This is a genomic window from Bacillus sp. SB49, assembly GCF_000469135.2.
Lineage (GTDB): Bacteria > Bacillota > Bacilli > Bacillales > Halobacillaceae > Halobacillus.
Window position 1 is genome coordinate 3,519,856 of record NZ_CP048117.1, and the last position, 14,874, is coordinate 3,534,729.

Consider the following 14,874-nt stretch of genomic DNA (forward strand, 5'->3'; position numbering starts at 1 on the left):
CCCATATTGGATGGCGGAGAGACCTTTCATACATGATCCATAGCTTAATTCCATTATACCACCATTACGGCCTGTTTTCGATAAACTTCTTCAAACGAGGCAGATGGTCCTCATCTTCCTTTTTGATAATCCGCTGGATCAAGGGCTTCATCATGGTGTTACGGATTCCCTCCGTCTTCATTTCTCCTCGGAATGTCACTTCCGTACTCCCCGCTTCCCGCTCCGTGAACACATAGTGATAACGCAAGTCAAGACCGTTCTGGACACTTCGGACAGAATAACTTTCATTCCTTACGAAGTCCGTTACTTCTATAACCGCCGGGATTTTCCTTCCTCTGATCAACCTCGTCTCCTTGAAACGATACCCCTCACGCACAGGCCCCTCACTCAACAGCTCCACATCAACAACGGCGTCCATCACTTCCGGACTATTAGAGAAATCGATGGCGACAGCAAATACTTCTTCCAACGGTTTTTGTATTGTTACAGACTGCTTCATAAATGTCATAGGAAAGCCCTCCTGTCAAAAGTCAGTTCTTCCACCTATTCGTGTGATAGTGATAAAAGTCCTTTTTCAATAAAAAGAATATCCAAGCGTCAACTCACGCATGCTAGAAGAAGATATAGAAGGAAGAGAGGTACATTGTCATGGACTGGTTATCCGTCGTCCCTTTCATTGTGGTCATCATCACTGCCGTCTGGACTAAACAAGTCATTCCAAGCCTGCTTTTCGCCGTCGTCGTCGCAGGATACATATCCGACTTCCACCTGCTGGGTGGCATGATGGCAGCCCTTGGATTCATTATCGAAGGGCTTTCTGATGACAGCAATTTGAAAATCATCCTTTTTCTTTATGTGTTCGCTGCCTTAATCGGTCTGATCAAAATGGCCGGAGGCATCAAAGGCTTCGTAAAAGAAGCTACCGAAAGAATCGAAACCAAACGAGGAGCCTTCCTGCTGACGTGGCTGTCATCCCTTGGCACCTTCTCTGCACCCAGTTTTCGTATTGTGACAATCGGGCCGGTGATGAAAGCAATGAGGAAGAACATTCCTATGTCCAAACAGGAGCTGGGCTTCGTCATTGAAACAACTGCTTCCCCACTCGTCGTGCTGATTCCGGTAGCAACTGCTTTCGTCGGCTATATGACCTCGGTCATCGCCCTTTCTCTGGAGCAGGCGAATACGACAGGAGATGCTTACAGCTTATACATCCAGAGCATTCCATTCAACTTCTTCGCCTTCTCTATGCTCCTTGTAGGCCTTTATTTAAGTTTCTTCCACAGGAATAAAAAAGCTGCCACAGATGCGGAAAATATGGATCAGGAGCCGCGGGAAGATGATGACCAGTGGGAAGACTGTCACCCTGCCGTGACGAAGGAGCTGCCCGCAAAACCCTGGCGTTTGATTATCCCGCTTTTCGCCGTAATTGGGCTCACCTTCCTGCTTATGTATATGTCGGGAGTCCGTGATGGCAAAAGCGGATTTGATGCATTGATCAACGATAACGTACTGGATGCAATGGTACTCGCCGTTCTCATCACGTTAATTGCACTCGTCCTGTTCCTGAAGGTTCGTTCGGAATCACTGAAAAAGATGATGACAGTTATTACAGAAGGCGGCAATGAAATGATGGGCGTTATTATGCTGCTCGCTCTCGTCTGGGGCCTGAGTCGCGGCTCCGAAACACTGGATTTCGCCGGCACTATATCTTCCTCCTTCGGCTGGATTCCCTCCGGATTCGTAGCTGTTGTGCTGTTCATCGTCGGCTGCGGACTGTCCTATTTCATCGGATCTTCCTGGGGCACGTGGGGAATACTGATGCCCGTCGGAATATCCATTGCCACAGTCGCCGGCAGTTCTCTCCCGATGGTGATCGGCGCTGTCTTCGCGAGCGGGACCTTCGGTGCATTCGCTTCACCTTTAAGTGATGATACGAATACGACAGCCGGAATCCTCAACTTGAATCCAATTAAATATGCCAAATTCAAGTTAAAGCCAGCCTTGATCGCCGCTGCCATTGCAGCTGTTTTGTACTTTGGTTTATCTTTTCTCCTCTAAAAAAATCCGAACGATTCCCGGAATGCTGATCAGAGCATTCCAGGAGCGTTCGGATTTTTTATTGCACTTATTTGATAGGAAGATATAGCCGATAGCTGGTTTGGGATCCCGTGTAAGGCTGGTATTCTTCGAAACCGAATCCTTCCACCTGTTCATAACCCTTTTCCTTGATCCATTCGTGGAGATAAAGGTAAGGATTGAACTCATGAAGGGACGGATCATACTCCAACACCGCATACGTATAAGCAGGAATTGTTTTTGTAATCATATCTTGTGGAATCTTCTCGAAACTGTCTACCTCGACACCGGCGATCCAGTAAAAGGCATCCGTCATCTCATTCCAATTGGGAGGATCGACGAACATACCGAGAGAACAGGGAGCATTAATACGATTTTTTACCTTCGGAAGCTTCATCGTATGGAATTGTTCCATTAGTTGCGGAACCTTCACTTCCCTTTCATCCATCATCGTTTGGCAAGAGACACCGACCACTTTGAAATGGGACTTCTTCATGACTTTAGGTTCCACAGCCGTTGTCATTTGTTCACTCATTCAATGGCCACTCCTTTAAGATTTGATCGCTTTCCCTAACTACTTCCACATTCAATCAAAATTCCCTTTATAAAAAAGGTTGTTCGATGTTATTCGTAGTAATTCGACCATATTAGTGAATCGTCCATTAATGAAGTTCCTCATTCCATATCATACGGTTCGGTTCTATAAAAATATGCTTGTTTTTTTACCGCCAGCCGATAATCGCCTGTAAAATTGCCTTCTGTACGTGCATACGGTTTTCCGCCTGTTGGAAAACGGCGGATTGCGGACCGTCGATGATCTCTGCTGTCACCTCTTCTTCTCTGTGAGCTGGAAGACAATGCAGGAAAGAGGCGTCCGGTTTGGCATGAGAAAGAAGCTCTTTATTTACCTGATAGCCTTGGAAGTCTTTTAAGCGCTGCTCCGCTTCCTCCTCCTGTCCCATGCTGGTCCACACATCCGTATAGACAACGTCTGCATCTTTCACCGCTTGGACAGGGTCCGGTTCGATGGTGACAGAACCGTTATATTCTTCCGCCAGAGCTTTTGATTTAGCGGTAATCTCTTCATCCGGCTCATATCCTTCCGGAGCAGATACCACCACTTCCATCCCCATCATCGCTGCAAGGATCATTAGAGAATGAGCGACGTTGTTGCCGTCTCCGATGTAAACCAGCTTGATGCCGCACAATTGGCCTTTCAGTTCAAGGATGGTAAACACATCCGCAAGCGCCTGACACGGGTGATAGATATCACACAATCCATTGATAACCGGGACTGTCGCATGCTCGGCGAGCTCCGTTAAGCGCTCGTTGGAAGTCGTACGGAACATGATGGCGTCTACATAGCCGGATAGGACGCGGGCGGTATCGGCAATCGTTTCTCCACGCCCGACCTGAATGTCTTTCGTGTTGAGATAAAGAGCGTGCCCTCCCATATGCCCCATCCCGACTTCAAAAGAAACACGGGTTCTAGTCGATGATTTCTCAAAAATCATCGCTAGATTTTTTCCTTTTAATGACTGATTGTAGGGATTTTCCTTAATATATTGCGCTTGTGCCAGCAGTTGGCAGACTTCCGACTGGCTGTAATCCAGCCAAGTCAGAATATGTTTGCCCTGCATAGAACTGTTCGTTGAATACATCTGCTCCATTAAATTCATTACGTATGCACTCCTTCCAGGATCATCTCCGGCAATGGGGTAGGTTCGTTCTTCTCTACTTGAAGCCCCTGCCAAAAGGCTTCAAACGTTGTTGTTTCGCTAAACACCTGCACACCGTTCTTCGTTGCCTGAATTCTTCTGCTTCGCGCCAGCTCCGTTTCCTGGTCATTGACATAAAGGACGGCAGATGCGGTCGTCAGCCACTCTTCAAAGTCGAGTTCAGATGACGGAATGTGAGAATATCCCTCCACATCGACGTAACAAATGTCCTTGTCCTCCCGGATATCAGGAAGATGAGCGAATACTTTCTGCAAGGCTTCCTCTACCGTATTACCGAGACACATCCCTTCTCCAGTGGACTTCATGTTCGGTCCAAGCTTGTGGTCCAGTTCCGTCATGGCATAAGAAGAAAAGACCGGATATTTAACAGCTGTTACGGTGATGTTCGGAACCTGCTTCTCAGCGAGTGCGAACCCAGGAGCATCGACGAGCACTTGTACCGCGTAATCGACCAAAGGAACGGCAGCAACTTTACTGATGATCGGCACCGTACGACTTGCGCGCGGATTCACTTCCAGTACGTACACGCGTCCATCGACACAGAGGAATTGAATATTCATGATACCTTTGTATTGGAAGTGCTGGACGATCTGCTCACTATAGCGGCGTACTGTGGATTTGATTTCTTCCGACAGAGTCGAAGGGAAGATCGCCATACTGTCACCGGAATGAACGCCTGCCGGTTCAATGTGCTCCATGACATCCGGAAGGAAGATGGTTTCACCATCCCCGACCAGGTCGACTTCCACTTCCATGCCCTGCATGAAGGAGTCAAGAACGATCGGATAGTGACGGTCTTCCGTTTCGTCGAGCGCCTGCTTCAATTCTGTTTCGTTCTCGATCTTCACCATTCCCTGTCCGCCGATAACGTAGGAAGGACGACAGAGAATCGGGAAATTATAAGTTGCCGCCGCAGACCAAGCTTCCTCTTTCGTATGACATGTCGTTCCGGAAACATGCGGAATATCCAATTTCTTTAATGCTTCATAGAATTTGTCACGGTCCTCCAGCTCATCCAGAACGTCTGTTGATACACCAGCCAGCGGGAGACCTGCTTTTGAAAGCTCCTCGGCCAGGTTGATGGCTGTCTGACCGCCGAATTGTGTGAATACGAGATCGATTCCTTCCTGTTCGACAATGGCTTCCACGATTTCTGTATGAATCGGTTCGAAATACAAACGATCAGCAGTTGCGTAATCGGTACTTACCGTTTCCGGGTTATTGTTGATCATGACCGTCGTCCAGCCCAGCTTTTGGAGACTTTCGATTGCTTTAACGGCACTATAATCGAATTCGACACCCTGACCGATCCGAATAGGTCCGGATCCGAGGATCAATGCTTTCTTCTCCCCCGCCAACGGTGCTATTTCATTGTTGCCGGCATACGTGCTGTACACATAGTTGGTAGCTGCTTCAAACTCAGCCGCACATGTATCGACGACTTTGAACTTCGGCTGTAAATCGAAATCCTTTCTCCAACTCTTAACTTCCTGCACCGACGCACCTGTATGCACGGCAATGGTCGGGTCAGAGAATCCATAGACCTTCGCCTGCTGAAGAAGCTCTTCGGTGACAGGACCGGATTCCAGCTGCTTTTCTGTATGGACGATGTTCTTAAGGACGTTCAAGAAGAACAGGTCAATTTTAGTCACTTCATGAATCTTCTCGATCGTCACGCCTTCTCTCAGAAGCTCTAAAATGGCGAAGTAGCGGAGGTCCGTCGGTTTCGTCAATTGTGTCCACTTATCTGTAATGACAGGAATGCTTGTATCGAGCGATTGGACGGCCTTCTGAAAAGCCCCTTCGAGCGTTCGATCGATCGACATGACCTCTCCCGTTGCTCTCATTTTCGTGCCAAGGCTTCTTTCCGCTTCGGGAAACTTATCAAACGGCCAGCGCGGGAATTTCACAACGACATAATCCAAAGCAGGTTCAAAGCTTGCATACGTATGGCCTGTCAATGGGTTCAACAATTCATCCAACGAATAACCGAGAGCCACTTTTGTCGCCATCTTGGCGATTGGATAACCGGTCGCTTTTGATGCTAATGCAGAAGAACGGCTTACACGCGGATTAACTTCGATGACATAATAGTTTTTGCTGTGTGGATCGAGGGCGAGTTGAACATTGCAGCCTCCGATAACCTCCAAAGCCGACACGATTTTAAGGGAAGCACTTCTCAACATTTGGTATTCTTCATCCGTTAATGTCTGGGAAGGCGCTACAACAATGGAATCACCTGTATGAACGCCAACCGGATCGAAGTTCTCCATGTTACAGACCGAAATACATGTTCCATTATGGTCCCGCATAATTTCGTATTCGACTTCTTTAAAACCGGCAATGCTCTTTTCAACAATGACCTGATGAATCGGACTCGCTTTCAGACCAGTCAGGATCAACTCTTCCAATCCTGATTCTTCGTCCACGATTCCACCGCCTCTGCCGCCAAGTGTGTAGGCTGGGCGGCTGATAATCGGGTATCCGACACGCTCGGCAAATGCTTTCGCCTGTTCCAGCGTCGTAATTACTTCACTCTCAGGAACCGGCTGATCCAGCTCGTTCATCAAAGCACGGAACAACTCCCGGTCCTCCCCTTGTTTGATAGAATCCACGCTTGTTCCAAGAAGTTCTACTCCGTATTTTTCCAGCACTCCTTCTTTTTCCATCTCAACAGCAAGGTTTAGTGCCGTCTGCCCGCCAAGTCCCGCAAGAACGGAATCCGGCTTCTCTTTATCGATGATGGCAGCAATGCTCTCGACCGTCAGCGGTTCACAGTAGACGACGTCCGCTATTTCATGATCGGTCATAATCGTCGCCGGGTTATTGTTGACCAATACGACTTCATGCCCCTCCTCTTTAAGTGCAAGACACCCTTGTGTGCCTGAATAATCGAATTCCGCCGCCTGGCCGATCACGATCGGACCAGAACCGATGACTAATACTTTCTTAGACATGAACGTTCACTCCTTTTTCCACTACCTTTACAAAGTCATTAAATAACCATTGTGCATCCGCAGGTCCCGGATTCGCTTCCGGGTGAAACTGCACAGACATTACCGGTTTTTCTTTATGCATTAAGCCTTCGACAGACCCATCGTTTACGTTATAGAATCGTTTTGTAAGTGGTGTAACATCTAGACTGGCTTCGTCCACCACATAACTGTGGTTTTGAGAAGACAGGAACACCTTTCCTGTCAGCTGGTCTTTAACCGGGTGATTGGCCCCACGGTGCCCGAAAGGCAGTTTCTTGGTATTGGCTCCATAGGCGAGAGCGATGACTTGGTGTCCCATGCAAATTCCGAAACTTGGGTGGGTATCCAACGCCTCTTTTAAAGCCGGAAGATGAGGCAGAACGTCTTTCGGATCCCCCGGACCATTAGATAGGACAAGTCCATCAAGGTGAAGATTGTTCACTTTCTCCACCTGAGTAAAAGGAATAACGCTCACACGGACGTTCCATTTAAGCAGGGATTTCAAAATGGACTTCTTCCATCCGAAGTCGATCATTCCTATATGCAGCGGTCCATCGCCGTGCGTTTCTATTTCCTCCCCATGCACCTCATACATTTGGTTTGTTTCCAATGGTTCGAAGTCACGGACAGGTTCATCTGCCAAAATCGCTTGTCTCGTTCCTCCAGACCGAATGGCCTTAGTCAACTCTCTTGTATCGACACCAGTCAGATACGGGACGTTATTCTCCTCCAAGTACTCACCAAGAGAATGTGTCGCTTTGTAATGGGTCACCATGTCTGCGCACTGAAACATGACGACGCCGCTTACCTGTATCTCCTTACTCTCCCCATCATCGGCGTTGATGCCGTAATTGCCGATTAGTGGATACGTGAAAACAACAATCTGCCCTTTATAGGATGGATCCGTCAAAACTTCCTGATAACCTGTCATACCGGTAAAGAAAACGACCTCTCCCTGAACAGGTTGTTGATAATATCCCGAGACTTTTCCTTCGAACGTTTTTCCATCTTGTAAGCTTAAGTAACCTTTCATACGTTCACCTCATAACTTGAATAAATATTATTTTTAATGAATTTTTATACATTTAATTTCCAGAAAAGGTGGCCCCGAAATGCGAGGTCCACCAATGCTTATATTAAGCTTTTTGAAGTTCCTGCTCATGTTTCTTTAATACTTCGCCCAAAAGCGCAACCGCCTGATCGATCTCCTCTTCTGAAACTGTCAGAGGCGGTAAAAGCCGAAGAACATTAGGACCAGCAAGGACTGTCAATAATCCACTCTCCCTTAAAGCATGTACGAGCTGGATTGCTTCCGTATCCAGTGCAATCCCAAGCATCAATCCTTCGCCCCTCACTTCCTTCACGTAATCGACAGAAGATAGCTCAGACACAAGCTTTTGCTTGAATAAGCGCCCTTTCTCTGTCACATCTTCGAGGAAGGAATCATTGAAAATTGTTTCGAGCGTCGCTTTCACTGCGGCAGAAGCCAACGGGTTCCCACCAAAAGTCGAACCATGGACACCAGCTGTGAATGTTTCCACGAGCTCTGCCTTTCCAAGCATGGCTCCTACAGGAAAACCACTGCCGAGACCTTTTGCAGAAGTAACGATATCGGGATTCAGATCATAATGCTGATACGCGAACGGTCGACCTGTCCTGCCGATTCCCGTCTGCACTTCATCAATGATCAGCAAAGCACCGAGCTCGTCACACTTCGCTTCGACAGCTTTCAGGAACTCCTTCGTACCCGGGACGACGCCGCCTTCCCCTTGGATGACTTCGACCATGATCGCAGCAACATGGCCGTCATGAACCTCTTCAATAGCCTCCACATCATTGTATGGATAGTAGTTAAAGGTAGGCAGCAAGGAACCAAACCCGTCGTGGATTTTCGCCTGCCCCGTTGCACTCATCGTTGCAAATGTCCTTCCGTGGAAGGACTGCTTAAATGTAATGATCTTTTCTCTTCCAGTGTGTTTACGTGCCAACTTAATGGCCGCTTCATTCGCTTCTGCTCCACTATTACAAAAGAAGACATGATCCAGATCGGTCTTTGAAACTAAAAGCTCCGCTGCCCGCTCCTGCACAGGGATCTGATAAAGGTTTGAGACATGCCAAACCTGCTCCATTTGTTCTTTCACTGCAGCTTCCACTTTGTCCGGCCGGTGACCAAGATTACATACGGCGATTCCGGAAACGAAATCGAGGTATTCCTTCCCTTGATCATCCATTACTTTCGTTCCCTTTCCGGAGACGATCGTCAACGGAAACCGATTGTAGGTAGGAAATAAGCTCATTTGACTTTCTCCTTTCGTTTCTCTGAAATCGACGTCCCTTTTATCGTTCCATGTTCCATCAGTGCTGTCTCTCCACTAACGATCAAAACCTCTTCCAAATCGTCGGACAGTGCTTCGACAGCGGATTTCACTTTAGGAATCATACCACCATAAATGGAACCGTCTTCGATCATACTTTCTATCTCTTCCGGCGTCGTTGCGTCCAATAGAGAGCCATTAATAAGAATACCGGGAACATCCGTCACATACAGCAGCTTCTTCGCTCCGACTGCACGTGCAATTGCTCCTGCCGCCATGTCAGCATTGACATTTACCGTCACTCCATCCGATGTTTTACCGAACGGGGCTACAACAGGAAGATACCCTCCTTCGAGAATATGGTTCAGCACTCCTGGTTCTACTGCTTCTACCTCACCAACGTAGCCAAGGTTTTTTTCATCTACGAAGCTGCAGGTTAATAAATCCGCTTCTGATCCTTTGACTCCGATTGCAGATATACCCTGTGCGGCTAAGCTTCCTGTAATCTGTGCACTCACCTGACCACCCAGCACCATCTCGACGACAGCCATCGTCGGAGCGGTCGTTTTACGCAGACCATTGTAGAATTCACCTTCTATTTTCAACTGTTCCAACATTCTGTTGATAGCCGGGCCGCCGCCGTGGACGATAATGCAGTGATAGTGTGCTAGCACTGACCGGAAGCTTTGATAGAATTCGTCCGTAAGCTGGTCTGTCATACTGCCGCCAAGCTTGACGACAATCACCGGTTTATGTTCTGTAGCTTGCATTGATTTTGATGTAGTCATAAGTCAAGTCACACCCCCAAGCTGTGCCGGTACCTTCCCCTACGCCAAGCTTGATGCCGATTGTCACCTTTTCATTCTCCAGGTCTTCTGCTGCTTTCTCTTCAGAGAAGGCACATGCCGTACCTTTACTGAATACGAGTTGGTCTTCCATATGAATATCGCATTCATTCGGATCAAGCGTTGCTTCACTGTGACCAATTGCACTTACAATACGTCCCCAGTTGGCATCCCTACCGTAAACAGCCGTTTTGACAAGACTGGAACCGACGACTTTCTTGGCGATAATTCGAGCTTCATGGTCGGATTTAGCACCGGTAACATTTACTTCAATCAGCTTCGTGGCACCCTCTCCGTCCCGGGCGATCTGCTTAGCCAAGTCTTCACAGACGAGCTGAAGGGCTGCTTGAAATGCTTCCCAGTCCGGATGATCTGTATTTAACGGTTCGTGGCCTGCCTTTCCGTTTGCAAGCGCAAGCACCATGTCATTCGTAGACGTCTCGCCGTCTACGGTGATCTGGTTGAATGACTTATCAATCGTATGGCTCAGGGCAGCCTGCATATCGGCCGTATCAATGACAGCGTCTGTTGTTATGAAGCCCAGCATAGTAGCCATATTCGGATGGATCATACCGGAACCTTTTGCTGCACCGGCGATCGTGACTGTGACTCCGTCGATCTGCACTTGATAACATGTATGCTTTTGACATGTATCTGTAGTGAGGATAGCCTCCTGGAAATCCCCGCTGCCTTGCTCGCTGAGTTCTACAGTCCGGCTACCTTCCGCAATCTTATCCATCGGAAGCTGTTCCCCGATGACACCCGTAGAAGCGACCGCCACGTATTCATTAGGGATCTCGAATCTAGAAGCGATGAGGTCACGCATCTCGTAGGCGTTGGCCATACCCTCTTCTCCAGTACAAGCGTTGGCAATAGCACTGTTGATTGCAATGGCTTGAATCTTTCCGCCCTTAGCGATACTCTCCTGTGTGACCTTCAGAGGTGGAGCCTGAAAGTGACTCTGCGTATAAACAGCCGCGATGGAGGCTGGAGTCTCACTCATCAGCAAACCGAAATCCTTCCTGCGATATCGGAGGCCGCAATGCACCCCTCCCGCTGTAAAGCCTTTCGGCGTCACGATTGACCCTTTTTCTAGTTTTTCAATTTGATGTACGTTCTTCGCTTCTATCAACGTTTCTCCTCCTCTTCTTAAGGATAGACAGGAAATTCTGGTAATCCTGCACTTTCGTCCTTATTGAATATTAGATTCATATTTTGTACCGCCTGACTTGCTGCGCCTTTCATCAAATTATCGATGACGCTGACGATGGTTACCCGCTTCGTCCTCGGATCGATCGTCATACCGATATCACAATAATTCGTTCCGTACACGTCCTTCGTACAAGGGAACGTACCATCTTCCCTGACACGCACGAACGGCTCCTGTGCGTAATAGGAACGGTAGATGGAGCGCAGTTGTTCTTCCGTAACCTCTTGTTTGAGAGTCATATAGATCGTCGACATAATCCCCTTCGTCATTGGAACGAGATGTGTAGAGAACGTAACAGGCTCCGTATCTTCTTCCCACTCAGCAAGCTGCTGTTCAATTTCGGGAATGTGTTGGTGCTGATTCACTTTATATATTTGAAAGTTTTCCTGTGCATGTGCAAAATGAGCAACAGGGTTCGGGTTCTTCCCTGCCCCTGATACGCCGGACTTCGCATCAATAATGATGGAAGAAGGAACGGCAAGGCCTTCTTTGACCAGCGGCCCAAGACCAAGAAGTGTGGCTGTCGGATAACATCCAGGGTTTGCGATGACATCCGCCCCGCGAATCGCCTCTTTATTCCATTCCGGCAGGCCATAGACAGCGGTTTGCAGCACGTTTGAGGCAGCAGGTTCTTTTTTATACCACCGGGAGTAGCTTTCCGCATCCTTCAGCCGCAGGTCTCCCGATAAATCGATAATTTTCGCACGGCTGCCGGCAAGCTGGGGAGTGAGTTTACTGGAAACCCCGGCGGGCGTCGCTAAAAAGATGACATCCTGTTCTTGCTTCATCTTCTCCGGCTCGACATCTTTCAATTCGTGCTTCGTACCACTGTTCATTTGTGGATATATATCTTCAAAATACTCCCCTGCCTGTGAGGAGGAATACAATGTGATTGTTTGTATATTTGGATGAGCCTGTAAAATCCGGAACAGCTCGATGCCGCCGTATCCTGTAGCTCCGACAATTCCTGCTTTCAAACTAAAACCACCTCTATGTATATTTATAATTTCCTCTGTATATTTACAATATTATTAACCCTTAGCCCTAATATGTCAATAGCCAGATGAGACTAATTGATTTTTTTACATATTAATATTTTCCCAGATTCGCTGAACCCTTGTTTTATCAACATTATCCCCAATCGCATCCTTAGGAAAGGATGGGTGGATTTATACACATGTGGATAACCCGAAAAGACTGTGCCACCTCTTTGATTTCCATTCACATATACACAATTTTATACACATTATCAACAGAACCAAAAAACGCACATGAAAGAGTTGTCACCTTTCATGTGCTTCACATTTATTGAACAGAAAAGGATTGAAAAATGTTCTTCTCACTGAGCGGAAAGACTTCGCGGCCGGTCAGCTGATTAATAATTAACTTATTGCGGTAAATGGACAGCCCCAAGTTTGTCGAACCGACACCATGCGTATGGGAAATACCGCTGTGGACGAATATTTCATTCGGCGTGTCTGCATTTTTCTTCAATCTGTAATCTTCTGTCACTTCATAACGGCCTTGATCATCCCAGACAAGGAAGTCCTCCATGTAATGAACGAAATCCGGAACGTAAGGCTTATACCCGGTCGCGGCGATAATGACATCTGTTTCGTGCGTGTACTTCTTCCCTTTTTGATATTGGTAGCAGTCTAGTTCATAGCCGCCGTCTGCTTTTGCATGGACATCCCGGACTTCGGTAAGTACCTGAAGGCCGACTGGAATCTCTTCTCCACCAACGGAGTATTCGTAAAGCAAATTATAGATATCATTCACTGTATGATTACTGATCCCCTTGTAGTATAACCCCTGCGTAGCAAAAATTTCATCTTTCTGCTCCTGGGGAAGGCTGTAAAAGTAGTTTACATAGTCCGGAGAAAAGTGTTCCAGACTCAATTTCGACTCTTCCATGGAAGAGAAGCCGGGCGATCTCGTAATCCAGTCCAGCTGGAAGCCGTACCGGCGCTGTTCCTGCAGGAGATCGCGGAACGTTTCGGCAGCACTCTGTCCGGATCCGACCACTGTGATCGATTTCTTATTCAGGCATGCATCTTTGTTTATAAGGAAGTCTGCCGTATGAAAAACATCCGTTTCCGGTAGTCCTTGGAAAGATTGCGGCATGGATGGAACGCTGCCTGTTCCCATAACGAGATTCCTGGTTCGATACAGCGCAGAATTACCTGTTTCGATATCGAGAACATCGACTTCGAAGGTGTCCCCGTTATCTTTGACATGACGGATCCCCGTGACGCGCTTACCAAACCGGCAGGATGACAACTGATCGGCGACCCATCGGCAGTAATCATTATATTCTCTGCGCGGTATGTCCAGACGCTGCAGGAAATAGAACTGATACATCCGATCGTGCTTGCTGATATAGTTCAGGAAGCTGTACGGGTTCGTCGGGTCGGCCATTGTAACCAGATCCGCAAGAAACGGAACCTGCATCTTCGTTCCCTCGATCAACATACCAGGATGCCATTCGAAGGCAGATTTCTGTTCAAAGAATAATGCATCCACTTCCTCTATATCATCCAAAAGAGCGGCAAGGCTCAAGTTGAAAGGTCCTGTTCCGATTCCGATCAAATCATATATAGGTTCTTGTTGTTCCATAGTCACTACCCCTTTTTTATCTGAAAATACCTTCATTTCAGAAATCGATGTATTGCTTCTATGTTATCATAACCATAAACAAACGATAACTGATGATTAAAGGGGAAAAGAATATGGACATAGAATTGCTGCCTGTGGATAACCGAGAAGAATATAAGCCGTTTCTCTTACTGGCAGATGAAGAAGTGGATATGGTGGACGCTTATCTTCATGAAGGAGAGCTGACAGCCATCCGATTGGACTCCGCTGTAGTCGGTGTATGCCTGTTCGTTTTTCCAGATGAAGAATCGGTCGAAATTAAAAATATCGCCATATCAGAAGCTTACAGAGGAAAAGGTATTGGAAAACACGTGATTACAAAAGCCGCTCAACAATATAAGGAAAAAGGGTACACAAGTATGATTGTGGGCACATCAAACTCCAGCATCGAGAACTTGTCCTTTTATCAAAAGGCGGGCTTCCGTTTCGATCATATCCTTCCCGATTACTTCCTTCGTTACCCTCAGCCGTTTTATGAGAACGGCATCCGCGGCATCGATATGGTGGTATTCCGAAAATCGCTGCTTGATTAAAATAACAATAAAAACGCTCCTGCTCATTAAGAGAGGAGCGTTCGTCTTGTCCAATTAATCCACAACAATATAAGCGATCATCGGACCGCTGGCTGCCTTGTCTGCATGTGTCGTGCAGATCAAACGATACACGCCTTCTTTCTTGAACTTTAAATCGACGACTGTTTCCTTCCCTTTCTCTACAACCCCTTTAATATCCGTACCTTCTATATAGAATGGATGTTCCTCCCCATTCACCCCGTACATACTCAATTGGAAGGGTTCATCCTTCTCGACGACAATTGTGCCGGGATCCCAACGGTAAGCCTCCACCTCTCTGCCGTCTGCGGTCGTCGTTTTAAATTCACCGGTAACTAATTGAATGACCCTGGGTTCTTCATTGGTCGGTGCAGTGGAAGTAGCTACGGCTCCTTTCCAGAAATAGCTCCCCAAAAAATATGCAGCGAAGGCAATGACAACAGCACCCGCAATCCAGCCGATCTTCCGTGCATTTACGATCCACGCATTCATCCACATCCCCCTCTCC

At 47.4% G+C, this 14,874-nt stretch carries 13 protein-coding genes; 2 read left to right on the forward strand and 11 right to left on the reverse strand.

What is annotated here, in order from left to right; all coding sequences use genetic code 11:
• Positions 1 to 64 precede the first annotated feature (64 nt).
• Positions 65 to 508, reverse strand: a complete 444-nt coding sequence (locus M662_RS18280) for an SRPBCC family protein (protein WP_026577773.1) — start codon at positions 506 to 508, stop codon at positions 65 to 67.
• Positions 509 to 648: 140 nt separating this feature from the next.
• Between M662_RS18280 and M662_RS18285 the strand changes: the two genes are divergently transcribed.
• On the forward strand, positions 649 to 2,058 hold the full coding sequence (locus M662_RS18285; protein ID WP_026577772.1) for a Na+/H+ antiporter NhaC family protein: 1,410 nt from the start codon (positions 649 to 651) through the stop codon (positions 2,056 to 2,058).
• Between the two features lie 67 nt (positions 2,059 to 2,125).
• On the opposite strand, the gene M662_RS18290 is transcribed toward M662_RS18285, so the two are convergent.
• The 9 genes from M662_RS18290 to M662_RS18330 form a co-directional block, all read right to left on the reverse strand.
• Positions 2,126 to 2,611: a GyrI-like domain-containing protein gene (locus M662_RS18290; RefSeq protein ID WP_026577771.1), complete on the reverse strand. Its 486-nt coding sequence runs from the start codon at positions 2,609 to 2,611 to the stop codon at positions 2,126 to 2,128.
• 187 nt (positions 2,612 to 2,798) lie between these two features.
• Positions 2,799 to 3,755, reverse strand: a complete 957-nt coding sequence (argF, locus tag M662_RS18295; protein ID WP_035388135.1) for an ornithine carbamoyltransferase — start codon at positions 3,753 to 3,755, stop codon at positions 2,799 to 2,801.
• Entirely contained in the window at positions 3,755 to 6,772 is a 3,018-nt protein-coding gene (locus tag M662_RS18300) for a carbamoyl-phosphate synthase (glutamine-hydrolyzing) large subunit (protein ID WP_026577769.1), read from the reverse strand. Before M662_RS18300 ends, argF begins: the two co-directional genes overlap by 1 nt.
• Positions 6,765 to 7,823, reverse strand: coding sequence for a carbamoyl phosphate synthase small subunit (locus tag M662_RS18305; RefSeq protein WP_026577768.1), 1,059 nt, complete (start codon positions 7,821 to 7,823; stop codon positions 6,765 to 6,767). Before M662_RS18305 ends, M662_RS18300 begins: the two co-directional genes overlap by 8 nt.
• A gap of 103 nt (positions 7,824 to 7,926) precedes the next feature.
• Positions 7,927 to 9,087: an acetylornithine transaminase gene (locus tag M662_RS18310; RefSeq protein WP_008636830.1), complete on the reverse strand. Its 1,161-nt coding sequence runs from the start codon at positions 9,085 to 9,087 to the stop codon at positions 7,927 to 7,929.
• Positions 9,084 to 9,893, reverse strand: coding sequence for an acetylglutamate kinase (gene argB, locus M662_RS18315; protein ID WP_081694886.1), 810 nt, complete (start codon positions 9,891 to 9,893; stop codon positions 9,084 to 9,086). The genes M662_RS18310 and argB overlap by 4 nt, the downstream gene beginning before the upstream one ends.
• Entirely contained in the window at positions 9,856 to 11,082 is a 1,227-nt protein-coding gene (gene argJ, locus M662_RS18320) for a bifunctional ornithine acetyltransferase/N-acetylglutamate synthase (RefSeq protein WP_026577766.1), read from the reverse strand. Before argJ ends, argB begins: the two co-directional genes overlap by 38 nt.
• A 17-nt stretch (positions 11,083 to 11,099) precedes the next feature.
• Positions 11,100 to 12,137 carry an N-acetyl-gamma-glutamyl-phosphate reductase gene (gene argC, locus M662_RS18325; protein WP_026577765.1) on the reverse strand — a complete coding sequence of 346 codons (1,038 nt, stop codon included), beginning with the start codon at positions 12,135 to 12,137 and terminating at the stop codon, positions 11,100 to 11,102.
• Between the two features lie 328 nt (positions 12,138 to 12,465).
• The gene (locus M662_RS18330) at positions 12,466 to 13,776 is read right to left on the reverse strand and encodes a lysine N(6)-hydroxylase/L-ornithine N(5)-oxygenase family protein (RefSeq protein WP_026577764.1); all 1,311 of its coding nucleotides are present in this window, start codon (positions 13,774 to 13,776) and stop codon (positions 12,466 to 12,468) included.
• A 113-nt stretch (positions 13,777 to 13,889) separates the two neighbouring features.
• On the opposite strand from M662_RS18330, the gene M662_RS18335 reads away from it, so the two are divergent.
• Positions 13,890 to 14,348, forward strand: coding sequence for a GNAT family N-acetyltransferase (locus M662_RS18335; protein ID WP_026577763.1), 459 nt, complete (start codon positions 13,890 to 13,892; stop codon positions 14,346 to 14,348).
• A 54-nt stretch (positions 14,349 to 14,402) separates the two neighbouring features.
• Here the strand turns inward: M662_RS18335 and M662_RS18340 are convergent, their stop codons facing one another.
• Positions 14,403 to 14,864, reverse strand: a complete 462-nt coding sequence (locus M662_RS18340) for a cupredoxin domain-containing protein (RefSeq protein WP_008636814.1) — start codon at positions 14,862 to 14,864, stop codon at positions 14,403 to 14,405.
• Positions 14,865 to 14,874 lie beyond the last annotated feature (10 nt).

Excerpts from the sequence above, each read along its gene's own strand:
- M662_RS18280 (WP_026577773.1), bottom strand. The coding sequence starts at position 508 with ATGACATTTATGAAGCAGTCTGTAACAATACAAAAACCGTTGGAAGAA.
- M662_RS18285 (WP_026577772.1), top strand. The coding sequence starts at position 649 with ATGGACTGGTTATCCGTCGTCCCTTTCATTGTGGTCATCATCACTGCC.
- M662_RS18290 (WP_026577771.1), bottom strand. The coding sequence starts at position 2,611 with ATGAGTGAACAAATGACAACGGCTGTGGAACCTAAAGTCATGAAGAAG.
- argF (WP_035388135.1), bottom strand. The coding sequence starts at position 3,755 with ATGAATTTAATGGAGCAGATGTATTCAACGAACAGTTCTATGCAGGGC.
- M662_RS18300 (WP_026577769.1), bottom strand. The coding sequence starts at position 6,772 with ATGTCTAAGAAAGTATTAGTCATCGGTTCTGGTCCGATCGTGATCGGC.
- M662_RS18305 (WP_026577768.1), bottom strand. The coding sequence starts at position 7,823 with ATGAAAGGTTACTTAAGCTTACAAGATGGAAAAACGTTCGAAGGAAAA.
- M662_RS18310 (WP_008636830.1), bottom strand. The coding sequence starts at position 9,087 with ATGAGCTTATTTCCTACCTACAATCGGTTTCCGTTGACGATCGTCTCC.
- argB (WP_081694886.1), bottom strand. The coding sequence starts at position 9,893 with ATGACTACATCAAAATCAATGCAAGCTACAGAACATAAACCGGTGATT.
- M662_RS18330 (WP_026577764.1), bottom strand. The coding sequence starts at position 13,776 with ATGGAACAACAAGAACCTATATATGATTTGATCGGAATCGGAACAGGA.
- M662_RS18335 (WP_026577763.1), top strand. The coding sequence starts at position 13,890 with ATGGACATAGAATTGCTGCCTGTGGATAACCGAGAAGAATATAAGCCG.
- M662_RS18340 (WP_008636814.1), bottom strand. The coding sequence starts at position 14,864 with ATGTGGATGAATGCGTGGATCGTAAATGCACGGAAGATCGGCTGGATT.